We start from the raw sequence: 23,981 nt of genomic DNA, 5'->3' as shown, positions 1-23,981 counted from the left end.
GGAACGGCGGACGGAGACCCTTGCTCTCCCACGGGCTTGCTGTCCCAAAGGGAATTCGGTCTCCCATCCGCCACCGCAACCGGCATTACATAGCCGAATGCGCCATTTGGGAAGTTACAAGGGGACGCATGTCGACGCGGATTCCCCGGCAAAACCATTTCCCTTGCAGTCGGTCACGCGGCACAAAATACTTTGTCCATCTATTTTATGTATTATAGCGTTCGATCCGCACCAGATGAGCGCTTTCCGCAGCCGGCACGAGCGTGAAAACGCCGCCCACCGATGAGCGGTCGCGCTCATGGACTCGCAAAGCCCTCACGCGATCCTGCCTGCGTTTCGACGCGTTGCGGAGGTCGCACCTTACCATCCTCCTGCGCGCGGCGTCCGGGGGACATGCAACCAGGAGAACTGAAATGACCATCCACACCCTGCCCGTCCATCTCCCACTCGTCGACATCTCTCGTTTCCATGCCGGCACTGCCGAACGTGAACGCTTCATTGCCGATCTGGGGAAGACCCTTCACGATCACGGCTTCTTCTATCTCACCGGCCACGGCGTCGATCCGAAACTGATCGCCGACGTGATCGCGACGTCGAAGCGCTTCTTCGCCCTGCCGCTGGAGGAGAAGCTGGAGATCGAGATGGTCAAGTCGCCGCATTTCCGCGGTTACAACCGTGCCGGCTACGAGCGGACCCGCGGCCAGCAGGACTGGCGCGAGCAGCTCGACATCAATACCGAGGGTACGGCCATTGAAATCGGAGCCGAAACGCCGGCGTGGAAGCGGTTGCTCGGACCCAACCAGTGGCCGGCGGCGCTTCCGGAACTGAAGCCGCTCCTCCTTGCTTACCAGGCCGAAGTGACCCGCGTCGGTATCGACGTCCTGAAGGCGATCGCGGTCGCCCTCGGCCAGCCGGAAGACGCCTTCGCCCAGATCTACGAGCCGCAGCCCTCGCAGCTCCTGAAGATCATCCGCTATCCCGGTCGCGAAGTGGCTGAGACCGACCAGGGTGTCGGCGCCCACAAGGATGGCGGCTTCGTGACCGTCCTTCTGCAGGACACCGTTCCGGGGCTCCGCGTCCAGACCGAAGACGGCGTCTGGCTCGATGCCCCGCCGGTCCCGGGCACATTCGTCATCAATACCGGCGAGCTGCTGGAACTGGCGACCAACGGCTTCGTCCGGGCCGACGTGCATGATGTCGTCGCCCCGCCGGCCGGCGTCGAGCGCTTCTCGGTCGCGTTCTTCCTCGGCTCGCGTTATGACGCAACCATCCCGGTCATCGACCTGCCGGAGGAGCTTAAGCGGGACGAGCGCGGCGTGACCATCGATCCGCTCAACCCGATCTTCCGTGAAGTGGGCCAGAATCACCTGAAGAGCCGCCTGCGCTCGCATCCTGATGTTGCCCGCGCCCACCATGCGGACCTGCTCACACCGGAGCAGTTGGCCGGTGAGGCCGTGGCGTCGGCCTACTGATCCCCCCGGTGGCCCCGGAGCCCAGCATCCGGGGCCGATACTGGCCTGCCACAAGGCGATGGCTGCCGAGAAGAAAATTCCTCCAGGGGGTTTTTCATTAGTCTATAAAATCTATCAATTATATATTCTATATTTATCCTATCCCCGCATACAGCAACGGGGATAACCGATGACCATCGACACTTCCAAGAAACCGGTCGCGAGCACCTTCTCGCGCCGCACCCTCCTGAAGACCGCCGGTATTGCCGGCGCCGCGGCCGGTTTCGGCGCGCTGGCAAGCCGAACCGGCTCCTATGCCATTGCCGGCAATCTCATTCCCATCAAGCTCGAATGGACCGAGGTCGCCGCCTGCCACTCGCCTGTCGGTTTCGGTCTCGCCAAGGGCATCTACGCCAAGCACGGCCTCGAGGTCGAGCTGTTCTACCAGGGAGCCAGCGGCCAGACGCTGATCCAAGCGCTTGCCACCCGCAAGGCGGAAGCCGGTCCGGGTCTGCTCTACGACTGGCTGAAGCCGATCGAGCAGGGCTTCGACGTCAAGCTCTTCGCCGGCTCCCATGGCGGCTGCCAGCGCGTCCTCGTCAAACCGGATTCGGGCATCAAGACGCTGACGGACCTCAAGGGCAAGACGATTGGCACCTTCGACGTCATGTCGCCGTCCCGCGTCGCTTTCTCCGTCGCGCTCGCCAAGGCGGGCCTCAATCCGGAAACGGATGTCACCTGGAAGGTCTTCCCCTTCGACCTCGTCGCCGAAGGCGTCCTGAAGGGAGAAGCCGATGCCGTCGCTCACATGGACCCCTGGGCCTATTCCTACGAGAAACAGCACGGCTTCGTGAAGATCGCCGACACCCAGACCGGCGCCTTCCAGGACCGCGTCTGCTGCGTTCTCGGCGTCAACGGCGACTATTACGAAGCCAACAAGGATGCGATCAAGCGGGTCGCGGCCGCCAATCTCGAGATCCACCAGTATACCGCCCAGCATCCGGACGAAGTGGCGAAGTGGTATTTCGACACGCTGAAACCCGGCCTGCCGCTCGAGGATCTGACGGAAGTCCTCGCCTCGTTCACCTATCACGACCACTGGTTCGGCAAGGAACTGCTGAAGGAGGTCAAGATCGGCTACGAGGATCTGAAGCTGACCGGCGTTGCCGATGCCTCGACCGATCCCGAGGAGATCGCCAATCGCATCACCATCGACATCTTCGCGTGAGCCGGCCATGAGCGAGGTCATTCGAAGCGAAGTCCAACTTCTCTCCGGGGCGGATACGCCCCGGAGAACCCTCCTGTGGCGCGACGGCCTGCTCGCGGCTGCAGCCTGGGCCGTAACGGCCGCCGTCACTGCCCTGCTGCCGGATGTCATCGGCTGGGGCGCGACCGAACTCTTCGCCGTCGTCACAGGCATCGTGGCCGCATCCTTCCTCGTCCTTTCACTTGTGGTGCCGCTGTTCGGCCGGTCCGCACAGACGCTGGTCCATTATGGTCCGTGGTTCATCGTGCTCGGCGTTTGGCTGGCGCTCTGGGAGCTTGTCACGGCCAAGCTCGGCTGGTTGCCGAAGCCTTTCTTCTCCCCGCCGCAGGGATTGCTGCATGTCTATGTCACGGACTGGGAACGTCTGCTCGTCTGCGTCGCCTACACCGCGCGTCTCTGGGGTCTCGGCTTCTTCTCCGGCATCGTCGTCGGCTTTGCCGCCGGTGTCGCGCTCGGCTGGTCCAAGCGCTTCGCCTATTGGGGCATGCCGCTTCTCAAGCTGATCGGGCCGGTCCCGGCCAGTGCCTGGATTCCGTGCACCTTCTTCATCTTCCCGAGCACCTTTCACGCCTCCATCTTTCTCGTCGCGCTGGCCTCCGGGGTCCCGGTCGCGATCCTGACGGCCGCAGGCGTCGGACAAGTGAATCGCGCCTATTACGACGTGGCCCGCACGCTCGGGGCCTCCAATCGCTACCTGATCTTCAAGGTCGCGATCCCGGCCTCGCTGCCCAATGTCTTCGTCGGGCTGTTCATGGGGCTCTACTATTCCTTCGCCGTTCTGGTCGTCGCAGAGATGCTCGGCGCCAAGTTCGGCCTCGGCTGGTACCTGCAGTTCAACACGGCCTATTCGGCCTATGCCAATGTCTACGCAGCCCTGATCGTCATGGCACTGATCTGCGCCGGCCTCGTCCGCCTGCTGTTCGTCGCCCGCGATCGTCTGCTTGGCTGGCAGAAGGGGATCCTCTGATGGCGCTTGCCTTTCAATCCACCTCGCCCCAGACCCGCAATGTCACGCTCGACATCTATCGCGTCACACACGCCTACGACCTCGGCGACCGGCTGCTTCCGGTCCTCGACGATGTCTCGATCACGGTGAAGCCGGGTGAGTTCGTCGCGCTTCTCGGCCCGTCCGGTTGCGGCAAGTCGACCCTCCTGCGCCTTGCCGCGGGATTGGAGACGCCGCTTGAAGGAGAGCTGCGCGAAGACGGCGAAACGATCGACAAGCCCGATCCGGATCGCATCCTGGTGTTCCAGGAGGCAACGCTGTTTCCGTGGCTCACCGTCCGCAGGAATATCGCGACGGGACTCGAAGCCCGGGGCGTGCTCAAGGAACAGGGGCACCGGATCGACGAAATCCTCAGGCTGGTGCGGCTCGAGGCATTTGCCGATGTCTATCCGCATCAGCTCTCGGGCGGTATGGCGCAACGCGTCGCCATCGCCCGGGCGCTGGTCCACGACCCGAAGCTGCTGCTGCTCGATGAACCCTTCGGCAAGCTCGATTCGCTGACACGATTGTCGATGCAGAACGAGCTGTTGCACTTGTGGAAGGACGTCGGCTTCACCGCACTCCTCGTCACCCACGACGTCGAGGAAGCGCTGCTGCTCGCCGATCGCGTCATCGTATTTTCCGACCGGCCGGCGCGCATCGTCGCCGAGGTACCGGTCGAGAAACCGCATCCGCGCCGGCGCGACGATGCCGATCTCGTGCATCTGCGCCAGACATTGCTCGGACAGCTCGGGGTGGCCCATGACGTCTGATCCGCGGCTCCCGGTCCTGCTCGCCGTCCTCGGCGCCATCACCACGGCGCTCGCTGTGGGCTGGTGGTGGCTCATCTTCGGCACCGTCGTCGAGAGCGGATACGTCACGCATGCACAGGCCGCGACCTGCCTCGCCGGTACGTCGGACCTCTGCAATCTCGCTCAGGCGCTCTGCACCAACAATCATCTCTTCGGCATCCGCTGGTACGCGCCGGAGGCCCTGTGGACCGGCGCCGCCCTTCTCGCCACGGCCCTCGTCATCCTGACCTTTCGGGCCGATGCCCGCGCAATCCATCAGCCAAGCTCAACGGAGGTAGAACCATGACCATTCAGCAGTCGACCGAAACCATCGTGCAATCGGCAGCGCCGCAGGTCCCGCCCGGCGCGCCGACCTTCAAGAGCCTCCATCCGGAAACGCTGGCGCTCCATGGCGGCAACTTCCGCTTCGATCCGGCAACCGGGGCCGTCGCGGTGCCGATCTACCAGACCACGTCCTACCAGCTGCCAGGCACCGAAGGCGCCGACAAGCTGTTCGCGCTCGAGGCCCCGGGCCATCTCTACAGCCGCGTCTCGAACCCGACCCAGGATGCCTTCGAGCAGCGGCTGGCGGAAATCGAAGGCGGCGCCGCCGCCCTCGCCGTTTCCTCCGGCCAGGCGGCATCGGCCTTCGCCATCCTCAACGTCGCCCGCGCCGGCGACAACATCGTCAGCGCAGCCGGCCTCTATGGTGGCACCTGGGCGCTGTTTGCGGCAACGCTCAAGAGCTTCGGCATCGAGACGCGTTTCGTCGATGCAACCGATCCGGAAGCTTTTGCGCGCGCGACGGACGATCGCACCCGCGCCTATTACGCGGAGTCTCTGCCCAATCCGAAGCTCGAGGTCTTCCCCATCGCCGAGGTCGCCGCCATTGGCCGCCGCTTCGGTATTCCACTGATCGTCGACAACACGGCGGCACCGCTCATCATTCGCCCACTCGAGCACGGGGCCGCAGTGGTGGTCTATTCGGCGACGAAATACATCGGCGGCCACGGGACATCGATCGGCGGGGCGATCGTCGACGGAGGAGACTTCCCCTGGGCCGAGCTCGCCGACCGGCAGCCGAACCTCAACGAACCGGATCTCAGCTACCAGGGCAAGACATGGATCGAAAAGGCCGATGCGATCGGCTTCTTCCCCTATATTCTCCGCGCGAGGGCAGTCTTGCTGCGTGACATCGGCGCGGCGATCAGTCCGCAGAACGCATTCCAGCTGATCCAGGGGCTTGAGACGCTCCCGTTGCGCCTGCGCCAGCACAACGAGAACGCGGTCAAGGTCGCGGACTTCCTGAAGTCACATCCGAAGGTCTCGAACGTGATCTTTCCGAAGTTCCAGACGGGAATCGCCGGCGAACGTGCAGCGAAGTACCTGAAGTCTGGCTCCTATGGAGCGCTTATCGGCTTCGAGCTCAAGGGGGGACGCGAGGCCGGACGCCGCTTCATCGATGCGCTACAGCTCTTCTATCACCTCGCCAACATCGGCGATGCCCGCTCGCTGGCCATCCATCCTTCGACGACGACGCATTCCCAGCTCTCTGCCGACGACCAGCTCGCGACGGGGGTAACGCCAGGTTATGTCCGTCTTTCCATCGGCATCGAACATGCCGACGACATCATCTCCGATCTCTCCCAAGCGATCGACGCTGCCTGACAAGGCTTCAAGCAGTAAGCAGATGGGCCGGATGTGCGCGTCACATCCGGCCCATCCGTTTTTCGACCCACTGAGCGATCGATACCGTCCTACGGGAAGGAGCGCGGGACTTGTCGACGGGCCTCCTGTTCCGTCGCGATTTCGGCCAGCGAAGTGAGTAACTGATCCGCTACGAAGACGGCGTGGTCCGTGACCTGGGGCAGGCCCATCAGCTCGCCGAAGGTGCCGCGCGCCAACGGCCCGCCGATGAACAGGCCGGACGCCACGTGACCGTCCGCACCAAGTGCGCGAGACCGATCGTCACAACGAAGCCCGAGCCCGCTCGGGCACAGGGACAGATAGCCCCGCTGCCCAAGCTCGGCGAGGAAGGGTTGCGACTCGAGGATGCTTCCGTGCGCCGGACCCGTGGTGACGACGACTGCCTCCACCGTCAATTCGCGGTCGACACGGCTTCCCCTGAGCCTCACAACAATAGTCAAGGCATCATCCGCCCTCGATGCGGAGGCGATCGACGCGGCCAGGACCTCCAGACGCCCCGTGTGGACTGCATGGTCCAGCACATTACCGACCTGCGGCGCAATGCGGAAGCGGTGCGCATCCCAATAGGGGCGCACGTGACGCACCAGCCGGCGGCGTTCCGACAGGGGAAGCGTTCGCCAGATGTCCTGACCCTGGCCACGAACCGCGTCCAGAACCACGTGCCAACCGAGGCCCTGATCCCCGGCCTCGCGCAGTGTCTTGCGGATACGCGACAGGAGTTGCGATGCGGACCGCGCCGGTTGCGAAACGAAGTCGCCATAGGGGTCGCCGACGACTGCCGGATGGCCGCGCGACCGCAGGCCGCGGCGTGATATGGAAATGATAGGCCCGACATGGCCGCGCGCCGTGAGGGCTGCCACGACATCGGCCGAAGTCAGTCCGTTGCCGACGATCAGGACGCGGTCGTCCTCGCCGATCGCATCGAGGGCCCCGGCCGCCGTCGGATCGGTGATGTGGCGGGGATCGCCCACAAGGGGAGAGAGCACACGCGGGGGGGCGGTCTCCGGATGGCTGGTCGCCAGAACAACGAGATCCGCCTCGATGTCCGATCCGTCGTCGGCGCTGACACGCCAACGGCCGTTTAAACGCGTCAGTCCGGTTACCCTTCCCTGTCGGTGCTCGACCGCCCCGCTCGACAGCAGGGGGGCTAGCTTCGCGTGGACATAATCGCCGAATACATGACGACGTGGGAAGGGTTGACCGTCGCGGGCAAACGCTTCGTCGTCACCGGCCAGGGCGCCCGTTTCCTCGATCCATTGGGAAAAGCTGTCGGGTTCATCCGGAAACAGGCTCATCTTCGAAGCCGGCACGTTGATCCGGTTCGTCGGCTCATCGGTATCGTAGGCGAGCCCCTTGCCAAGTTTCGCCCTCGGTTCGAAGACGATGATGCGCGCCTCCTGCCCCGCGCGGGCGGCTCTTGCCAGATGCAGGGCAATTGCCGCCCCGCTAAAGCCGCCACCTATGATCGCAACAACGGGAAGGCGGGCGAAGGATGGCATTAAGATTTCTCCTGGGCAGACAATGGTTGGAGGTGGCTACGCGCAACCGCACGATGGCGGGAGGAGACTATCCAAACTGAAGCCTCCGGAAAAAGAATCTATTTCTATAGATTAAGATTGCTTTGAATTGTTTTCCCGTTTCGGGCCGCGGTCGCCGATCCTTCGGGTGCGGATCGAACTTCCTTCAAATCCATCAGACGGGGAATATCGTGATCAGCTGCCAGGAAAAATGAGTTGGAATTATCTCTACTAATTTTATCGATTAAATCATCATGTTCTCAATCGCCGGTCACTATGCCGACGACCAACCTAGGAGAGGAAAACATCATGGCACTGACACGCAGAGACCTGGCCCGCCTTTTTGCCGCGACCGCCCTTTTCACGGTCGTGTACGGAGCGTCAGCTTCGGCGGCGGACGTTACCTTGAACATCGGATATCAGCCGATCGTCGAGCCATCGCGCGTACCCCAGGCGGACGGCACCTACGAGAAAGTGACCGGAGCCAAGATCAACTGGCAGAAGTTCGATGGCGGCGCTGACGTCATTGCAGCCATCGCCTCCGGCTCGCTCGACATCGGTTATGTCGGATCGTCGCCACTCGCCGCCGCCGCCAGCCGCGGCCTGCCGATCGAAACGATCGCGCTCGTCGGCCTTATTAGCGAGGCGGAAGCGCTTGCCGTCCGCGACATTGCCAAGCCGGAAGACCTGGCCGGAAAGAAGATCGCGACGCCCTTCGTATCGACCGCGCATTACAGCCTGCTGACTGCTTTGAAGCACTGGAACATCGATCCGAAGTCGGTCGAGATCCTCAATCTGCGCCCGCCGGAGATTGCTGCCGCCTGGTCGCGCGGCGACATCGATGGCGCCTATGTCTGGGATCCGGTCCTGGCCGAGATCAAGAAGTCCGGAACGGTGCTCGCGACATCGGCCGACGTCGCGGACTGGGGCGGCCCAACCTTCGACGCATGGATCGTCAGCAAGACGTTTGCGGCCGCCCATCCGGACATCGTCGCCGCCTTCGTTCGCGTCACCGGAGACGCGACCGCTGCCTATCGCGCCAATCCGGACGCCTGGAACGCCACCTCCCCCGAGGCCGAGAAGATTGCACGCCTGACGGGCGCCAAGCAGGACGAAGTTCCCGCTCTCCTGAAGGGTTACATCTTCCCGACGCTCGAGGAGCAAGCCAAGCCGGATCTCCTCGGTGGCGGCACCGTCAAGGCGGTTGCGGAAACCTCAGCCTTCCTCAAGGAGCAGGGAAAGATCCCCGCGGTCCTCGACGACTACGCACCTTATGTTTCGCCCCGCTGGGTCGTTGACGCGACCAAGCTCGCGTTCTGATCAGCGCAAACCGATCGCCAGTGACCCGACAGACCCGGGCCGGGTCATTTCCATTCGCAGCCCCAGGAGGAGGGCAGACCATGACGACATTGTCATTTCATGACGTCTCGCTGCGCTACCCGGCGCGCAAGGGTGCATCCGAGGGCCAGACACCGCTGGTTCTCGACCAGATCAATCTTTCGATCGAGACCGGTGAATTCGTGGTCGTCATCGGACGTTCGGGCTCCGGCAAGACGAGCCTTCTCAATCTGGCAGCCGGATTTCTCCCACCCTCCGGCGGGCGCATTGCCGTCGACGGCACGACGGTCTCCGGACCTGGTGCCGATCGCGCCGTGGTCTTCCAGGACGATGCGCTCTATCCCTGGCTCGACGCTCGCGACAACATCGCGTTTCCGCTCAAGCTTCGCGGCGTGCCCGAGGCGGTGCGCCATACTCGGGCGCAGGAGCTACTGGATGTCGTGGGCCTGACGGATGCCGGCCGACGCCGCATATCGGAACTGTCGGGCGGCATGCGTCAACGCGTGGGGATCGCCCGCGCGCTCGCCTCCGACCCTCTTTTTCTGTTGCTCGACGAACCGCTCGGGGCGCTCGATGCGATGACCCGAACCAGGATGCAGGGCTTCCTGCTCGACGTCTGGTCGAAGAGCCGGGCCGGCGCATTGCTGATCACCCACAGCATCGACGAGGCCTTGTTGCTCGCCTCGCGCGTCGTCGTGCTTTCCGCCAATCCCGGCAGGCTGGCGGCGGATATCCAGACCGGCTTTGCCGCCGAACTGCTGGGCGGCGCCTCCGTCGCCCAAGTCAAGGCATCGCCGCTCTACAAGCGCATGCATGACGGGCTCACCGGACTGATCCACTCGATTTCCGAAGATACGGAGGCCGCAGCATGACCCTCGCAAGCGAAATACCTGCCGAATTCGCCGAGAACACATCGCCGCCAACGCCGCGCCGCGGGCTCGTCATTCCCATCTCCGTCTATTCGGGTCTCACTGTCGTCATCATCGTCGCGATATGGGCCTTGTCGGCGCATCTGCAACTGGTCTCGCCCGTCTTCCTCCCGTCGCCGGTGCTGGTTGCCCAGTCGGCATGGAGCCTGGTGACCGTCGGCTTCGTGGACGCGACCCTTGCCGAGCACGTGATCGCGAGCCTCGGCCGCATCCTCGGCGGTCTGCTCGCCTCGATCCTTGTCGGCGTGCCGGCAGGGCTTGCCATCGGCACCAGCCGCATCGGCCGTGGCATTCTCGATCCGATCGTCGAATTCCTCAGGCCACTTCCGCCACTTGCCTACCTGCCGCTGATCATCATCTGGGTCGGCATCGGCGAAGCCTCGAAGATCACTGTCATCGCCCTTTCCATGCTGCCCGCGATCATCCTGTCCACCGCCGCAGGCGTTCGCGCGGTTTCGAAGGACCATATCAACGCCGCGCGCTCCTTCGGTGGCACACCGTTCCAGTTGCTGGTGCACGTGATATTGCCTTCCAGCCTGCCGTCGATCCTCACCGGCATACGGATCGCCCTCGGCACCGGCTGGTCGACGCTGGTGGCGGCGGAACTGATCGCCGCAACACGCGGGCTAGGCTTCATGATCCAGTCTGCGGCCCAGTTCCTGGTCACCGATGTGGTAATTGCGGGGATCGGCGTGATTGCCCTGATCGCCATCCTGCTGGAGTTCGCCGCCAGGGCTCTCGAGCGCGTGCTCGTTCCATGGGCGCACGACTAGAAAGGCTGCGGGAAGCCGTCGTCGGAGAAGTCGGAGCGATTGGCGATCGCAGTCAGGCCGCCGCGTAAGGCGAGAGCGCGCGGGCCAAAAAGCGGCCATCGCCGGGCTGGCCGAGAATGCGGCCCTCCTCGTACACGACCTTGCCCCCCAGCAGCGTCATCACCGGCCATCCCTTAACTCGCAGCCCCTCGTAAGGCGTGTAGTCCGCGGCGTGATGCATCAGCGACTGGCTGATCGTTTCCTCGCGGTTTGCGTCCCACAGCACGATATCGGCGTCGAAGCCGGGAGCAATGGAACCCTTGCGCGGATAAAGGCCGTACATTTTCGCGTGGTTGGTCGAAGTAAGCGCCACGAATTCGTTGAGCGAAATGCGGCCATCGCTCACCCCCTTCGAGAAAAAGACCGCCATGCGATTCTCAACGCCGGGGATGCCGTTCGGCACCCAGCGAAACGAGGTCTTCGCCTTGGGATTCTGCTTGCCCTCCGTTCCCTCCCAGAAGAAGGGGCAATGATCGGAGGAGAATGTCTGGAACACGCCACCGCGGATGCCTTCCCAGATGGCATCCCAGCTTGCACGATCACGTGGCGGCGGTGAACAGACATATTTGCCGCCCGTCTCGTCCATGTTGAAGCCCTTCATGTCCTCGGCGGTCAGCGCGATGTATTGGGTGCAGGTCTCGCCATAAACCTTCAGGCCTTTCTGCTGTGCCCAGCGGATCTGCTCCATCGCCTCCCGGCCGGAAACATGGACGATCATGATCGGTACATCGACCAGCTCGGCATGGCTGATCGCCCGGTGCGCCGCCTCGCGCTCGACCACCTGCGGGCGTGACTCTCCATGATAGTAAGGCGCGATCTTGCCCGCACGCTCCAGCTTTTCCGTCATGTAGCGAATGGCGTCGTAGCCCTCGCAGTGCACCATTACAAGCGCGCCGCAGCCGCGGGCACAGTCGAAAACGTCGAGGAGCTGGCGGTCGTTCAGCACCATGTCGTCATAGGTCATGAAGACCTTGAACGAAGTGTAGCCGTCGCCCACCAGCGCCGGCAGCTCCTGGCCGAGCACGTTCGGAGTGGGATCCGTGATGATGAGATGGAAGCCGTAGTCGCAGAACGACTGACCCTCGGCCTTCTCGTGATAGGCCATGACACTCTCGCGAAGCCCGGCGCCACGCGGCTGCACCGCAAAGGAGAGCACAGTCGTCGTGCCGCCGGCGATTGCCGAACGCGTGCCGGTCTCGAAACCGTCCGCCATCTGCGGCGTGCCCGGTGCCGCATGCTGGGCGAGATGCACATGGCTGTCGATGCCGCCCGGCATGACCAGCAGGCCCGGTGCATCGATCACCTTGTCGGCGCTTCCGAGATCTTCTCCGGTTGCGACGATCCGACCTGCCCGGATCGCCACGTCGGCGCGAAAGGTATCGGCAGCGGTGACACAGGTGCCACCGCGGATGAGGAGGTCGAATTCGGCCATTGCAGGTCCTCTATTGCTCTTTCGATCGCAGCCGCATGAATTCGCCGCAGGCGATCAGCACGAGATTGGCGACCACGATCATCAGTGCCAGCGCGTTCAATGCCGGCGAGATGTTGAAACGGAAGTCCGAGGCGACGAGGATCGAAAGCGGCTGGCTGCGACCGCTGAGAAACGAGGTCAGCACGTATTCGGAAGACGACAGCACGAAGGCGATGAACCACGCCGCGAGCAGGCCATTCTTCATCAGCGGCAAGGTCACCCGGCGGAAGGCGCTCCAGGCGCTGGCACCGAGATCGGCGGCCGCCTCTTCCAGCCGCCTGTCGATGCGCATCAGAACCGAGGCGATGACCAGCGTGGTGAACGGCAGGATGATGATCGCCTGACCTGCAATGATCGTCAGCAGGCTGCGCCCGATCCCGAGCTCCGACAGGAGGATGAGTTGCGCCACGGCCAGAATGACCTTCGGAATGAGAAAGGGCAGGAGAATGATGGCAAACAGCAATCCGCGATGGCGCAGCCGATAGCGCGTCAAGGCAAGGGCCGCCATGCCGCCGAAGAGCGTCGAAAGGGCTGCCACCGGCACGGATACGAGAAAGGAGAGACCGAGGCCGCCGGTCAGGCGCGTGTCGGACAGCACCTGGCCGAACCAATGCAGGGTGAAGCCCTGGAGCGGGAAGGCGATGATCTCCGACGCGTTGAAGGAGAAGAGAGCGATAATGGCGATCGGCAGGTACATGAAGCCGTAAACCAGCCAGACCCACAGCAGAGGAAGACGCCGTGCCATCATGCCTCGCCTCCTACCAGCGCCTTGCCGAGCGTCGAGCGGCTGACTGTCACTGCCGCCGCCGCGAAGAGAAGCATAAGGATGGCCAGCATGGTCCAGGCGATCGCCGAGCCGAGCGGCCAGTCGAAGGCCGTGCCAAACAGGTCGTTGATGGCGCTGATGATGGTGACACCGGAGGCGCCGCCGACGAGCTGTGGCGTAAGATAATCCCCGGCGACCATGACGAAGACCATCATGCTGCCGGCAACGAGACCGGGCACGGTTAGCGGCAGCGTCACGCGACGGAAGGTGGAGAAGGTACCGGCGCCGAGATCGGACGCGGCCTCCAGCAGCCGGTCGTCCAGTGCCTCGAAGGCAAGCCACAGGCCGAGCACCATGAAGGGCAGGTAGTTGTAGGTGAGCACGATGTGAGTGGCGAGCGACGAGAAGAGCAGCGCCCCGATCGGCTCTCGAATCATTCCGGTCCACATCAGAAAGGTGTTGAGCACGCCTTCCGCGCCGAGCAGCATGCGCCAGGCGAAGATCCGCACGAGATCACCCGTGTAAAGCGGCACCAGCAGCAGCGTCAGCATGGCGGATTTCATCACCTTCACCCGCTTGGCGATGAACCACGCGACGGGATAGCCTATGATGGCGGTGATCGCCGCAATGCCGAGACCGGAGCCGAACGCTTTCAGGATCAGCCAGCGATAGGTGTCGGATCCGGCGATCCGGGCGTAGTTCTTCAGCGTGGGCTCCTTGAGGATTGCGACGAAACTCACCTGAAAGAAGGAATAGCCGAGCAGGATAAGCAGTGGCGCGATGCAAAGGGCCGCGACCGCGGCATAGACCGGAAACGAAAGCCAGAAACCGGTGCGGGAGGTTTCCATGGGCTCAGGTCCCGTCTGCCGCGGCGATCCAGGCGCGCGCCGGATCGAATGAAAGCCGGACGATGCTGCCCACCGGGGGCGGTTCCGCCTCATGGACAACGAGGGAGAGGGTGAGATCGCCGAGGGCGCGGGCTTCCACCAGCCATTCAGCCCCCCGGAAGACAACATGCGTGACCGTCGCCTCGAACCCGTCGGCGCCCCCCAGCCGCAGGAGTTCGGGCCGCAAGCAGAGGACCGCCGGAGCGCCCGGGCGCAGTCCGCCGACGCTCGGGCTACCGAACAGGCCCAGCGGCGTCTCGATTGCGGTAGCGCCATCGGAGACGCTGTGGATCTTGCCGGGCACGAGATTGGCGCCACCGATGAAATCCGCCACATAGGCGCTCGCCGGCCGTCGATAGATCTCGGCCGGCGTGCTCTGCTGCTCGATCCGGCCGTTGTTCATGACGATGATCTCGTCGGAAAGGGCAAAGGCCTCTTCCTGATCGTGGGTAACGTGCAGGAAGGTCATGCCGAGCCGGCGTTGAAGATCCTTCAATTCGATCTGCATGTCCTTGCGCATTCGCCGGTCGAGTGCCGACAGCGGCTCATCGAGCAGCAGAAGCCGTGGTTCGTTGATGATGGCGCGGGCAAGCGCGACGCGCTGCTGCTGGCCGCCGGAAAGCTGGCGCGGGCGCCGCTTCGCCATGGACGTCATCTGAACCATGGACAGCGCCTGCTCGACCTTTGCTGCGATCTCCGCCTTCGAAAGGCTGCGATAGGCGAGACCGAAGCCGACATTCTCCTCGACGGAGAGGTGCGGAAAGAGCGCATAGTTCTGGAAGACCGTGTTGACCGGTCGCCGGCTGGAGGGAATGCCCGCCAGCGACCGGCCGTCCAGTTCGATGATCCCCGAGGAGATCTCCTCGAAGCCACCGATCATCCTCAGAAGGGAAGTCTTGCCGCAGCCGGACGGGCCGAGAAGGGTTACGTAGCTGTTCGGAGCGATGCGGAAGTCCACGCCGCGGACAGCATGGACACCGCCATATTCCTTGTGCACGGCGATGCCGCGCAGAAGGGAACGGTGCTCTCGCCCTTCCGTCTCGTCCTCGAACCGGTCTGCGGCATCCATGATCAGCTGGCCTTCACTTCGTTCCAGAGGGCAACCCAGTCGTTATAGCGGGCCGGGTTCTTCTTCCAGACGAAGTTGTCCATGATGGAGAGATCCTTGACGAAGATCTTCTCCTTCTGGTCATCCGGCAGCTTGTCGAGCGCCGCGGAGGTGCCCTGTGCATAGGGGCCGCCGAATGCAAGCTTTTCGCCGTAGTCCGGGCCGAGCAGATAGTTGACGAAGCTGAACACCTTGTCGAGTTTTTCGCCTTCGACGGCAGCCGGAACCGCAATGGTATCGCACCAGCCGATGACGCCGGCCTTCGGCTTCGCCATCCCCATCTTCAGGCCGCGGGCCGAAAGGTCGTAATAGGGCGGGACCCAGGAGAAGGCGCAGACGACTTCGCCGGATGCGAAGAGGTTGGTCAGATCACCGATGGAGTTCCAGTAGGTCCGCAGCAGTTTCTTCTGCGCCATCAGCGCCTTCTTGACCTCGGCCAGTTCCTTGTCATCGAGATCGAACATCTTGTCCTTCGGAATGCCGAGGTAGAGAGCCGCGATCATGATGCCTTCCAGCGCATAGTCGCGCATGGCAAGCTTGCCGGCATACTTGTCGCCTTCGAAGAAGACGGACCAGTCGGGTTCTGCATCCATGAGGTCGGCGCGGTAGACGATCGGATTGATACCCCAGTAGAAAGGAATGCCGTAGGTCTTGCCGTCTTTCTTGCCGAGATCCGTCTTCTTGAAGGTGTCGTACAGCAGGGAGGCGTTCGGCACCTTGGCAAAATCGATCGGCTGCAGGAGGTCGGAAGCGACGTAGTATTCCACCTTGTCGAGGCCGGGCGTGATGAGGTCGACAGAGGAAGCGCCACCAGCGCGCAGCTTGGCGAACTGCTCATCATCGGTGCCGATGAAGTTCTTGGTGATCGACACGTCGCCAGCCTTCAGGAAGGCGGCAAGGTAATCATCCTTGGCAAGGTTCTCCCAGGTCATCCAGACGATATCGGTGGCTGCGAATGCCCGATTGAAGGGCTGCAGCGCGCCAAACGCTGCGGCGCCAGCGGCAGTTTTCAAAAGTCCACGACGGTTGATGCGAAAATCCATGGGCTCGGTCCTTATGGGGTCCCCTCTGAGAGACCGTTAAACAGGTAGCCGGTCATTCTTGTCCGGCCCGAGCAAAATAAAAAAACATTTTCAAAGATTATGCAATATGAAAATCACGTTTCATTTTTCATCAAATGACTAATCCTTGGGCATTTTCTTGTTCTGCACGGGACCTGCCAATTGGTCAAGACGCTCATGAAGGTGCTCGATCTCGGCCAGCCGCTCGACCGCCGAATCGCCGAGCTGCTGACTGACCGACGAACAGACATAGTTGATGACGCTCATCGGCGCTGCATAGCTGTCGAACATGGAGTGGCCGCGGTTGTGGCAGCGCAGCGTCACGGTTGCGAGCTGCGCGGTGCGCGCTGCCGTCATGTCGGCAATCAGCACCGAGGGAGAACCGGATTCCTTCACAACGGCCATGATCTCCCGCAGAAGTGCGGGGCGGCGGCGAAAGCCGAGCACAAGGAAGGCATCCCGTTCACCGATACCGGCCAACTCCTCGCCCATGGAAACGCCTGCGAGGGGCAGGAGATGCACGTCCGCCCTGACATTGGTCAGCAGGCCACGCGCATAGTTTGCAAGGGCCATGGAATTGCGGAAGCCGACGACGAAGACCCGCGACGCCCCGGCAATGATGCGGACCGCGTGGTCCAGATCTGCCTCGCTCAGCATCTCGGCCGTCCGCGTGAGATTCTGCAGATCCTGGGCGATATGCAGCCCGAAATCGCCGGGAGCGAGGCGCTTCCTGCCCGTACCCGTCAGTTCGTAGAGCGGCGACCCCCAGTCTTCCGCCTGCCGGGCATGCATGCGCGCATCGTTGTAGCTCGCATAGCCGAGGCGCTTGAAGAAGCGGGCTGCGGTCGCGTTCGAAATGTCTGCCTTCGTCGCCAATTCGCCTGCCGTGAAGCTCGCGAGATTGGTTTGCGCTTCCATGACGACCGCAGCCAGGCGCCGTTCGCTCGCCGTCAGTTCGTCATAGATTCCCATGATCCTGACATCGATCGGACGGCTGTCTTCCTGCTCGTTCATACCCGGCTCCATTTTCAAAAATCAACTTCAACGAAAAATCTTTTTCATTCTGTGTTGACTGACTGCAATCGCCGGGTATCCTTTCGCACAGTTTTCCCGGTTTTGGAATCTCCCAACGATGGTCTCCCAATTCGCTTCTGTCAAAGCCCGTTTCGTGGCGGGGAATCCCGCAGAAAAAGGCCCCTATCCCGAGGCCTTCAAGCCGATCCTGTCGCGCGACGCCGGCAAGGAGGCCCTGTCGACCATTTCCGCCTGGCGCGGTTATGCGGAGACGCCTCTCGTGAGCCTCGATGCGCTGGCTGCAACAACCGGTGTCGCCCGCATCTTCTACAAGCAGGAAGCCGGTCGTTTCGGCCTCGGCTCGTTCAAGGCTCTCGGAGGCGCCTATGCCGTCTACCGGCTGCTGTCCGCGCTGATCGAGAAAGAGACCGGCACGAAGCCGGCACCGAACGACATCCTCGACGGACGTCATTCGGGCGCTGTTTCGAAAGTGACGGTCACCTGCGCAACGGATGGCAATCATGGACGCTCCGTCGCCTGGGGTGCCCGCATGTTCGGCTGCCAGGCCGTGATCTTCATTCACGCCACCGTTTCCGAAGCCCGGGAACAGGCGATCGCCTCCTATGGAGCAAAGGTCATCCGCACCGCCGGCAACTATGACGACAGCGTTCGCGAGGCCGCCCGCATGGCGGCTGAAAACGGCTGGCACGTCGTCTCCGACACCTCCTATCCCGGCTATACCGACGTGCCACGCAACGTCATGCAGGGCTACAGCGTGATGGCTGACGAAGCGGAACGCCAGCTTGGCGGCCTCCGACCCACGCATATCTTCCTGCAGGGCGGCGTTGGTGGCTTGGCAGCGGCCGTGACCGCCCATTTCTGGGAAGCGCTCGGGGCAGATGCCCCGGTTGTCACGATAGTCGAACCTGAAACGGCAGCATGCCTTTTGGAGAGCGCCGCAGCGGGCAAGCCGACAGCCGTCGGCGGCGATCTCGAAACGATCATGGCGGGTCTTGCCTGCGGCGAACCCTCGATCATCGCCTGGCCGATCCTCGAAGGCGGCGCCAGCGCCTTCATGGCAATCCCGGACGATGCGGTGGCAGACACCATGCGCATGATTGCCTCCGGCGAGGCTGGCGCGCGGCTAGTCGGCGGAGAAAGCGGCGTGGCCGGCCTTGCCGGCTATCTTGTTGCTTCGGCAAAGCCCGATTGGCGCAAAGCACTCGGACTGGACACGAATTCGGTGGTGCTCTTCTTCGGTAGCGAAGGCGACACGGATCCGGAACTTTATCAGTCCATCGTCGGCAGGAGCGGTAGGGCTGTGGAGGCAGGAGAATGATCCTCCGCGATCTCCGCATCGATCCGGCACGGCTCACCTCCCGTGTCGAACGTCTCGGCAAGATCGGCGCGCTGGAAGGCGGCGGCGTCTGCCGGCTTGCCCTGACCCCGTCGGAAAAGCTCGGGCGCGCCCATCTGGTTGCCGAAATGACGGCGCTCGGGCTCGACGTGGCGATCGATCCGATCGGCAATATCTTCGGCACCCGCAAGGGCCGCAGCGAGGGCCCCGCGGTCATGCTCGGCTCACACATCGACACCGTCGCAACCGGCGGCCTTTATGACGGGGCGCTCGGCGTTCTGGCTGGACTGGAAGTCATCGCCACGCTGAACGACGGGAACATCGAGACCGATCTGCCGGTCGTCGTCGCCGCATTCACCAATGAGGAAGGCGCGCGCTTCGCTCCCGACATGCTGGGCAGCCTCGTCTTCGTCGGCGGGCTGCCGCTCGCGGAAGCTCTCGATATCATCTCGATCGATGGCAAGAGGCTGGGCGACGAGCTCCAGGCCATCGGTTATGCCGGCACCGATCAAGGCCCGGAGGAGGTCGCTGCCTATTTCGAACTGCATATCGAGCAGGGTCCGGTCCTCGAGGACGAGGCGATCGCCGTCGGCACGGTGCTCGGCGTTCAGGGCATCTCCTGGACCGAACTGACAATCCGCGGCCGTTCTGCCCATGCCGGGACGACACCGATCCGCCTGCGCCGCGATGCCGGCCTTGCTGCCGCTCGCATCGCGGCAGGGGTCGGCGCCTTCGTTCGAGCCATGGGCGAAGATCAGGTTGGCACCGTCGGCGCGATCACCCTCACGCCCAACCTCGTCAACGTCGTCGCCGAAAAGGCCGTGATGACTATCGACCTGCGCAATCCCGACGAATCCTTGCTTCAAGCAGCGGAAGCAAAGCTTGCCGCACTGATCGAACAGGTCGCCGGTGAGGAAACGGTCACGATCGAGCGTCGCACTCTCGCGCGCTTTCAGCCGGTCGATTTTGCTCCCACGCTTATTGAACAGGTGGATGGCACGGCGAAGGCACTCTGCCTTTCCACCCGCCGGCTCTTTTCCGGCGCGGGCCATGACGCGCAGATGCTCGCACGGATCGCACCGGCTGCAATGATCTTCGTGCCGAGCGTCAACGGCATCAGCCACAACATCACCGAATACACAGCACCGGCAGATCTCGCCAACGGAGCGAATGTGCTGCTTCAGGTCACCCTGAAACAAGCCCTGCCGACAAATGGAGAAGACGCCTGATGGCCAGAACAGTTGTCACCGGCGCGGCCCAGCTCGGGCCGATCGCCCGCTCGGAGAGCCGCGAAAGTGTCGTCGCCCGCATGATCGCACTCCTCGAAAAGGCCGCCGCCCACGGATGCGATCTGGTCGTCTATCCGGAACTGGCGCTGACCACCTTCTTTCCGCGCTGGTTCATGGAAGACCAGGCGGAGGTCGATTTCTTCTTTGAACGCTCGATGCCGAATGACGCCGTCGCCCCGCTCTTCGCCAAGGCAAAGGCGCTCGGCATCGGATTTTCCTTCGGCTATGCGGAACTGACGGAAGAACACGGCCGCGTCCGGCACTACAATACGTCGATCATCGTCAACAAGAGCGGCGAGATCGTGCATCGTTACCGCAAGATCCATCTGCCGGGTCACAAGGAAAACGAGCCCTGGCGCGCGTTCCAGCACCTGGAAAAGCGCTATTTCGAGCCGGGGATCGAGCCTTTCTCCACAGCTGACGTTTTCGACGGCAAGATTGGCCAGGCGATCTGCAACGACCGGCGCTGGCCGGAGACCTATCGCGAGCTGGCGTTGCGGGGCGCCGAAATGGCGCTGATCGGCTACAACACGCCGGTTCACTACCCGCTTGCGCCGGAGCACGACCATCTCCAGTGCTTCCACAACCATCTCTGCATGCAGGCAGGAGCCTATCAGAACGGCATGTGGGTGGTCGGCGTCGCCAAGGCGGGCAAGGAGGAGGATTGCGACCTCATCGGCCAGAGCTGCATCATCGCGCCGACCGGCGAGATCGTCGCCATGGCGAGCACGCTCGGCGACGAGTTGGTCGTGCACGATTGCGATCTCGATCGCTGCACCGAAATCCGCGCCAACATCTTCAACTTCCGGCTCCACCGCCGCCCGGAAATCTATACCGCGCTCACGGCAGTCGATCAGGAAGCCGTCGGCTGATCTTCAGCGGGACCGCTTGTCTTGAGGTTTGCCTGCGTGTCTCCGAGCTTTGGAGGCGTCTTCAGATGCCTCCAAAGCTCGGATCATCTACGGTTACCGGATACTCTGACACTGCGTGTTACCCGCGCTCGGGCTCGGGGAGACTGCTCTGAGACCAGACTTTGGACCGCCGAGATCTGGCCGGCCCTCCGATGCTTTTGTCTACAGACTGACGCTCAGGCCGCATCACCAAGCCGCCCCGCAGCCGCGATCGCCTGCCTCACCCACGCAATAACCTTCTCGCGTTCAGGCGGAAGCAGTATCCCCAGATCCCCGGAGAACTGCGACCAGTCCTCAAGATAGCCTTCCCGTACGGCCGTCAGAACAGGAATGCCGCGTGCGCAGGCATCCTCGATCACCGCACGAAAACCCTGCCCCTCCGATTCGCCCTTTCCGAAACGGTTGAGGATCAGGAGATCAGGATCCTCTTCCAGACGGGAAAGAAGCGGACCTGCAACGTCGGCCAGTGCCTGCGGATCAAGCCTGCAGCCGCGGGCACCGGAGCCGAGGGACTGCGAAATGACGTGATGCTCTCCGCTTGCGATATCCTCAAGCCTGATCTCGTTGCAACACTCGCCTTCGCCCGTGCGCTCCCGCTGGAGGAAGCCGGCAACCACTATCCCCTCCCCCTTCAGCAGAAGGGCAACGGCTTCGAAAATCTCATCAACCGGCTTGTCCTTCGGTACGCGTATTGCGGCCTGAAGCGGAACCTCAATATCCATCACGTCATCCTCCACGCGAAATCATTCCACCCAAACGGTATCCAGGAAAGATGCGCCCCGCACGCGCCCGCGACTGACTTCGCTTCAAGAACGGCGACACCGTCAGCCTGGGCTAGGGGCAAGAGCGATGCCGAGCTGCCGTGTCCGAGACGATCGACGACAGGTGTGGCTGCCGCGTCCGTGCCCACCACCCGCACCGGCACGTATTCGGTGCGTCCCGTCTTGCACTGCCAGTCGAAGCCTGCAATTGCCGTCTCCTTTACGAAGCCCGCCGGTACGACACCGAGCAGAGCTCCGATCTGGCGTGCGACGAAAAGCTGGAACCCGACATAAGCCGACAATGGATTTCCGGGAAGGCCAGTCACGAGCGTCTCATGGAGCCTGCCGAAGAAGACAGGTTTTCCAGGCTTCATCGCTACCTTGCAGGACAGGATTGATCCGCCGGCCGCGACAAGTGCGGCGCGAACGTGATCCCGCCCCCCAACCGAGGCCGCGCCGGAGGTCAGGATCATGTCGAAGCGATGAACGAGCCGACGAAAGAGCGCGGCTGTCTGATCAAGGTCGTCGGCGCAAATGCCAAGATCGGTCACCTCCGCGCCAAGGCCTTCGGCGAGAGAAATCAGCATCGGCCGGTTGGCATCATGAATTCCCGCAGCTCCCCGGTCTCCGGCGAGGAGTTCATCACCTGTCGACAGCACGGCTATGCGAGGTGCTCGCCTTACCGGTAGAAGAGTATGACCGGTACCGGCGAGCAATCCGACATGTCTCGCCTCGATCCGTGTGCCGCCTGCGACCAGCACATCCCCCTTTGCGGCATCCTCGCCGGCCCGGCGAATGTTGCCGCCCCGCCGGGGCCGCGTGCGGACGATCACGAAGGTGTCGCGATCTTCGCAATCTTCCTGCATGACCACGGCGTCATAGGTTTCGGGCACAGACGCGCCGGTGAAAATGCGCATTGCCGCGCCAGCCATCGCTGGTTGTACGTTGGGGTCGGCGCCTGCGGCGATCGTCCCGGCGACCCGAAGCTGCCAAGGCCCATGCCCATCAAGGTCCGCAAGCCGGACGGCGAACCCGTCCATCGCGGAGTTGTCGAAACGTGGCATCGGTCGTGCGGCACGAAGATCGGCCGCGAGCACACGGCCGCGAGCCCCTACCAACTTGACGTCCTCAACGCCGGCGACGGGCCTGACCATCCCGACGGCGATCTCGATCGCCCGCTCTACCGGAATCAGGGCGTCGGTCTCTCCATTGAAAACACGACCGCCAGCAACTTCATGAGCCTCGGCCATCGGACCCCTTCCTCGCCAGCTCGTAATCTCGCGTGACCTGTTCCTCGCAACGGAACTCGGCTAGCGATCCATCGCAGTCGCAATTGAGGTCACGCAGCAAGCCGTCACTCAATCCATAGACCCATCCATGTATCGCCAAGGAACGCCCCCGTTTCCATGCGGACTGCAGGATGGGCGTCCGTGACAGGCTCTCGACCTGCGAAGCAACGGTCAGTTCGCAAAGGCGGTCCAGCTTTTCGTCCGGCGCAGGAATTGACGCAAGTGTTGCGCAGTTGACCTCCGCCACGTCGCGGATCGGCTGCAGCCAGTAGTCGATGATGCCATGGCGATGACCATCCATCGCCGCACGCACGCCACCACAGCCATAGTGTCCGCAGACGATGATGTGCTTGACCTCCAGCGTCTCGACCGCGAATTCCAGCACCGACAACAGGTTCAGATCGGCTCGGTGGACGAGATTGGCGACGTTGCGATGGACGAAGACCTCGCCGGGTTGGAGCCCGGTGATGACATTGGCCGGCACCCGGCTGTCGGAGCAGCCGATCCAGAGATATTCGGGCCGCTGCAATGCCGACAGCCTGTCGAAGTAGAAGGGGTCTTCCGCGCGCCTGGCCGCCGCCCAGCGGATATTGTGGTCAAAGAGATCTGAAAGCATCGCCTACTCCGGACGCGTGCCAGCCCGCCTGTGAGGACGACAGGTCTCCACTGCCGCCGCTCAAGGTACAGGCACGGCGTCATTGCATCAGTGGACCATCGGCAGCGAGCAGGTCGATGCCCGTGATCGTGGCGTCCGCGGCAAGGATCGCGATATATTGCGAAACCGCCTTCGACCAGGTGGAGGCCTCGAGCCAGCCGGCGATCCGCTGTTGCACGAAATCGAACGGCAGTTGCTCCCCGTCGATCCGACGCTCCAGCCGGATGATGTGATATCCGAACCGGCTTTCGACCGGCCGTGGGGTGATCTCACCCTCCGCCATCCGCGCCAGCGCCCGCTCGAACTCCGCGACCGTGCTGCCTCGGGTCAGTTGCCCGAGATTGCCGCCCTGCTCTGCCGACGGACAGGCCGAATGGGTCCGCGCCATGGTGGCGAACTCGCTCGGATGTTCGGCGAGAACCGCGGCCAGCCTCTCGGCATCTGTGCGCGCCGCGGCGCGAGTCCTCTCATCCGCCGGATCGGCAGCAATCAGGATATGGCTCGCCTCGAAGATCGGCTCGCTGCGAAACTTCCCGCGGTTGTTTTCGTAGAAGCGCAGGCACTCTTCCGCCGTCGCGGAGGGAACGGTAACTTCTTCCTCGATCAGCCGGCGAA

Annotated in this window: 23 protein-coding genes; 12 read left to right on the top strand and 11 right to left on the bottom strand. The window is 63.1% G+C overall.

Annotation, left to right across the window (positions count from 1 at the left end; genetic code table 11):
- Positions 1-413: 413 nt before the first annotated feature.
- The 6 genes from HHL25_RS23220 (at position 414) to HHL25_RS23195 (ending at position 6,162) form a co-directional block, all read left to right on the top strand.
- Positions 414-1,472, top strand: coding sequence for an isopenicillin N synthase family dioxygenase (locus HHL25_RS23220; protein ID WP_169595625.1), 1,059 nt, complete (start codon positions 414-416; stop codon positions 1,470-1,472).
- A 169-nt stretch (positions 1,473-1,641) separates the two neighbouring features.
- Positions 1,642-2,679, top strand: coding sequence for an ABC transporter substrate-binding protein (locus HHL25_RS23215; RefSeq protein WP_169595624.1), 1,038 nt, complete (start codon positions 1,642-1,644; stop codon positions 2,677-2,679).
- A gap of 7 nt (positions 2,680-2,686) precedes the next feature.
- Positions 2,687-3,685 (top strand): ABC transporter permease, encoded by a 999-nt coding sequence (locus tag HHL25_RS23210; RefSeq protein WP_169595623.1) that lies wholly within the window; start codon positions 2,687-2,689, stop codon positions 3,683-3,685.
- Positions 3,685-4,476 (top strand): ABC transporter ATP-binding protein, encoded by a 792-nt coding sequence (locus tag HHL25_RS23205; RefSeq protein ID WP_169595622.1) that lies wholly within the window; start codon positions 3,685-3,687, stop codon positions 4,474-4,476. Before HHL25_RS23210 ends, HHL25_RS23205 begins: the two co-directional genes overlap by 1 nt.
- On the top strand, positions 4,466-4,801 hold the full coding sequence (locus HHL25_RS23200) for a hypothetical protein (RefSeq protein ID WP_169595621.1): 336 nt from the start codon (positions 4,466-4,468) through the stop codon (positions 4,799-4,801). Before HHL25_RS23205 ends, HHL25_RS23200 begins: the two co-directional genes overlap by 11 nt.
- Positions 4,798-6,162, top strand: a complete 1,365-nt coding sequence (locus tag HHL25_RS23195; protein ID WP_169595620.1) for an O-acetylhomoserine aminocarboxypropyltransferase/cysteine synthase family protein — start codon at positions 4,798-4,800, stop codon at positions 6,160-6,162. The genes HHL25_RS23200 and HHL25_RS23195 overlap by 4 nt, the downstream gene beginning before the upstream one ends.
- Positions 6,163-6,251: 89 nt before the next feature.
- Here HHL25_RS23195 and HHL25_RS23190 read toward each other — a convergent pair whose 3' ends face one another.
- Positions 6,252-7,700, bottom strand: coding sequence for an FAD/NAD(P)-binding protein (locus HHL25_RS23190; protein ID WP_169595619.1), 1,449 nt, complete (start codon positions 7,698-7,700; stop codon positions 6,252-6,254).
- A gap of 327 nt (positions 7,701-8,027) precedes the next feature.
- Here HHL25_RS23190 and tauA point away from each other — a divergent pair, with 327 nt between their 5' ends.
- The 3 genes from tauA to HHL25_RS23175 all read left to right on the top strand — a co-directional run bounded on the left by tauA (position 8,028) and on the right by HHL25_RS23175 (position 10,758).
- Positions 8,028-9,038 carry a taurine ABC transporter substrate-binding protein gene (gene tauA / locus HHL25_RS23185; protein ID WP_169595618.1) on the top strand — a complete coding sequence of 337 codons (1,011 nt, stop codon included), beginning with the start codon at positions 8,028-8,030 and terminating at the stop codon, positions 9,036-9,038.
- Between the two features lie 80 nt (positions 9,039-9,118).
- Positions 9,119-9,928, top strand: a complete 810-nt coding sequence (locus HHL25_RS23180) for a taurine ABC transporter ATP-binding protein (protein WP_169595617.1) — start codon at positions 9,119-9,121, stop codon at positions 9,926-9,928.
- Positions 9,925-10,758 carry an ABC transporter permease subunit gene (locus HHL25_RS23175; RefSeq protein WP_169595616.1) on the top strand — a complete coding sequence of 278 codons (834 nt, stop codon included), beginning with the start codon at positions 9,925-9,927 and terminating at the stop codon, positions 10,756-10,758. The genes HHL25_RS23180 and HHL25_RS23175 overlap by 4 nt, the downstream gene beginning before the upstream one ends.
- A 52-nt stretch (positions 10,759-10,810) precedes the next feature.
- On the opposite strand, the gene hydA is transcribed toward HHL25_RS23175, so the two are convergent.
- The 6 genes from hydA to HHL25_RS23145 all read right to left on the bottom strand — a co-directional run bounded on the left by hydA (position 10,811) and on the right by HHL25_RS23145 (position 17,104).
- Positions 10,811-12,229, bottom strand: coding sequence for a dihydropyrimidinase (gene hydA, locus HHL25_RS23170; protein ID WP_169595615.1), 1,419 nt, complete (start codon positions 12,227-12,229; stop codon positions 10,811-10,813).
- Positions 12,230-12,239: 10 nt separating this feature from the next.
- A complete protein-coding gene (locus HHL25_RS23165; RefSeq protein ID WP_205927999.1) occupies positions 12,240-13,016 on the bottom strand; it encodes an ABC transporter permease in 777 nt (258 codons plus the stop codon).
- Entirely contained in the window at positions 13,013-13,882 is an 870-nt protein-coding gene (locus tag HHL25_RS23160; protein ID WP_169595614.1) for an ABC transporter permease, read from the bottom strand. Before HHL25_RS23160 ends, HHL25_RS23165 begins: the two co-directional genes overlap by 4 nt.
- Positions 13,883-13,886: 4 nt before the next feature.
- The gene (locus tag HHL25_RS23155) at positions 13,887-14,990 is read right to left on the bottom strand and encodes an ABC transporter ATP-binding protein (RefSeq protein WP_169595613.1); all 1,104 of its coding nucleotides are present in this window, start codon (positions 14,988-14,990) and stop codon (positions 13,887-13,889) included.
- 2 nt (positions 14,991-14,992) lie between these two features.
- Positions 14,993-16,072, bottom strand: a complete 1,080-nt coding sequence (locus HHL25_RS23150) for an extracellular solute-binding protein (RefSeq protein WP_169595612.1) — start codon at positions 16,070-16,072, stop codon at positions 14,993-14,995.
- 138 nt (positions 16,073-16,210) lie between these two features.
- Positions 16,211-17,104, bottom strand: a complete 894-nt coding sequence (locus HHL25_RS23145; protein ID WP_169595611.1) for a MurR/RpiR family transcriptional regulator — start codon at positions 17,102-17,104, stop codon at positions 16,211-16,213.
- Between the two features lie 118 nt (positions 17,105-17,222).
- On the opposite strand from HHL25_RS23145, the gene HHL25_RS23140 reads away from it, so the two are divergent.
- From HHL25_RS23140 to HHL25_RS23130, 3 genes are read left to right on the top strand one after another with little or no spacing between them, the layout of a single operon-like run.
- A complete protein-coding gene (locus HHL25_RS23140) occupies positions 17,223-18,443 on the top strand; it encodes a diaminopropionate ammonia-lyase (RefSeq protein ID WP_169595610.1) in 1,221 nt (406 codons plus the stop codon).
- Positions 18,440-19,690: a Zn-dependent hydrolase gene (locus tag HHL25_RS23135; protein WP_169595609.1), complete on the top strand. Its 1,251-nt coding sequence runs from the start codon at positions 18,440-18,442 to the stop codon at positions 19,688-19,690. Before HHL25_RS23140 ends, HHL25_RS23135 begins: the two co-directional genes overlap by 4 nt.
- Entirely contained in the window at positions 19,690-20,622 is a 933-nt protein-coding gene (locus HHL25_RS23130; RefSeq protein ID WP_169595608.1) for an N-carbamoyl-D-amino-acid hydrolase, read from the top strand. The genes HHL25_RS23135 and HHL25_RS23130 overlap by 1 nt, the downstream gene beginning before the upstream one ends.
- Before the next feature lie 215 nt (positions 20,623-20,837).
- Here HHL25_RS23130 and HHL25_RS23125 read toward each other — a convergent pair whose 3' ends face one another.
- From HHL25_RS23125 to HHL25_RS23110, 4 genes are all read right to left on the bottom strand, one after another.
- A complete protein-coding gene (locus HHL25_RS23125) occupies positions 20,838-21,383 on the bottom strand; it encodes a DUF2478 domain-containing protein (RefSeq protein ID WP_169595607.1) in 546 nt (181 codons plus the stop codon).
- Positions 21,383-22,672: a molybdopterin molybdotransferase MoeA gene (locus tag HHL25_RS23120; RefSeq protein ID WP_169595606.1), complete on the bottom strand. Its 1,290-nt coding sequence runs from the start codon at positions 22,670-22,672 to the stop codon at positions 21,383-21,385. Before HHL25_RS23120 ends, HHL25_RS23125 begins: the two co-directional genes overlap by 1 nt.
- Positions 22,656-23,327, bottom strand: coding sequence for a carbonate dehydratase (gene can / locus HHL25_RS23115; protein ID WP_169595605.1), 672 nt, complete (start codon positions 23,325-23,327; stop codon positions 22,656-22,658). Before can ends, HHL25_RS23120 begins: the two co-directional genes overlap by 17 nt.
- 79 nt (positions 23,328-23,406) lie before the next feature.
- Positions 23,407-23,981 (bottom strand): peptidylprolyl isomerase (locus HHL25_RS23110; RefSeq protein ID WP_205927998.1); only part of this gene is annotated, 575 nt, incomplete at its 5' end.

It is taken from the genome of Rhizobium terricola, assembly GCF_012927355.1.
GTDB lineage: Bacteria > Pseudomonadota > Alphaproteobacteria > Rhizobiales > Rhizobiaceae > Allorhizobium > Allorhizobium terricola.
Note: the sequence above shows the minus strand (reverse complement) of the source record. Positions and strands in the feature narration are given on the sequence as shown.

What these genes read in the sequence shown, in the direction of transcription:
- HHL25_RS23220 (WP_169595625.1), top strand. Translation starts at nt 414, where the DNA reads ATGACCATCCACACCCTGCCCGTCCATCTCCCACTCGTCGACATCTCT.
- HHL25_RS23215 (WP_169595624.1), top strand. Translation starts at nt 1,642, where the DNA reads ATGACCATCGACACTTCCAAGAAACCGGTCGCGAGCACCTTCTCGCGC.
- HHL25_RS23210 (WP_169595623.1), top strand. Translation starts at nt 2,687, where the DNA reads ATGAGCGAGGTCATTCGAAGCGAAGTCCAACTTCTCTCCGGGGCGGAT.
- HHL25_RS23205 (WP_169595622.1), top strand. Translation starts at nt 3,685, where the DNA reads ATGGCGCTTGCCTTTCAATCCACCTCGCCCCAGACCCGCAATGTCACG.
- HHL25_RS23200 (WP_169595621.1), top strand. Translation starts at nt 4,466, where the DNA reads ATGACGTCTGATCCGCGGCTCCCGGTCCTGCTCGCCGTCCTCGGCGCC.
- HHL25_RS23195 (WP_169595620.1), top strand. Translation starts at nt 4,798, where the DNA reads ATGACCATTCAGCAGTCGACCGAAACCATCGTGCAATCGGCAGCGCCG.
- HHL25_RS23190 (WP_169595619.1), bottom strand. Translation starts at nt 7,700, where the DNA reads ATGCCATCCTTCGCCCGCCTTCCCGTTGTTGCGATCATAGGTGGCGGC.
- tauA (WP_169595618.1), top strand. Translation starts at nt 8,028, where the DNA reads ATGGCACTGACACGCAGAGACCTGGCCCGCCTTTTTGCCGCGACCGCC.
- HHL25_RS23180 (WP_169595617.1), top strand. Translation starts at nt 9,119, where the DNA reads ATGACGACATTGTCATTTCATGACGTCTCGCTGCGCTACCCGGCGCGC.
- HHL25_RS23175 (WP_169595616.1), top strand. Translation starts at nt 9,925, where the DNA reads ATGACCCTCGCAAGCGAAATACCTGCCGAATTCGCCGAGAACACATCG.
- hydA (WP_169595615.1), bottom strand. Translation starts at nt 12,229, where the DNA reads ATGGCCGAATTCGACCTCCTCATCCGCGGTGGCACCTGTGTCACCGCT.
- HHL25_RS23165 (WP_205927999.1), bottom strand. Translation starts at nt 13,016, where the DNA reads ATGATGGCACGGCGTCTTCCTCTGCTGTGGGTCTGGCTGGTTTACGGC.
- HHL25_RS23160 (WP_169595614.1), bottom strand. Translation starts at nt 13,882, where the DNA reads ATGGAAACCTCCCGCACCGGTTTCTGGCTTTCGTTTCCGGTCTATGCC.
- HHL25_RS23155 (WP_169595613.1), bottom strand. Translation starts at nt 14,990, where the DNA reads ATGGATGCCGCAGACCGGTTCGAGGACGAGACGGAAGGGCGAGAGCAC.
- HHL25_RS23150 (WP_169595612.1), bottom strand. Translation starts at nt 16,072, where the DNA reads ATGGATTTTCGCATCAACCGTCGTGGACTTTTGAAAACTGCCGCTGGC.
- HHL25_RS23145 (WP_169595611.1), bottom strand. Translation starts at nt 17,104, where the DNA reads ATGAACGAGCAGGAAGACAGCCGTCCGATCGATGTCAGGATCATGGGA.
- HHL25_RS23140 (WP_169595610.1), top strand. Translation starts at nt 17,223, where the DNA reads ATGGTCTCCCAATTCGCTTCTGTCAAAGCCCGTTTCGTGGCGGGGAAT.
- HHL25_RS23135 (WP_169595609.1), top strand. Translation starts at nt 18,440, where the DNA reads ATGATCCTCCGCGATCTCCGCATCGATCCGGCACGGCTCACCTCCCGT.
- HHL25_RS23130 (WP_169595608.1), top strand. Translation starts at nt 19,690, where the DNA reads ATGGCCAGAACAGTTGTCACCGGCGCGGCCCAGCTCGGGCCGATCGCC.
- HHL25_RS23125 (WP_169595607.1), bottom strand. Translation starts at nt 21,383, where the DNA reads ATGGATATTGAGGTTCCGCTTCAGGCCGCAATACGCGTACCGAAGGAC.
- HHL25_RS23120 (WP_169595606.1), bottom strand. Translation starts at nt 22,672, where the DNA reads ATGGCCGAGGCTCATGAAGTTGCTGGCGGTCGTGTTTTCAATGGAGAG.
- can (WP_169595605.1), bottom strand. Translation starts at nt 23,327, where the DNA reads ATGCTTTCAGATCTCTTTGACCACAATATCCGCTGGGCGGCGGCCAGG.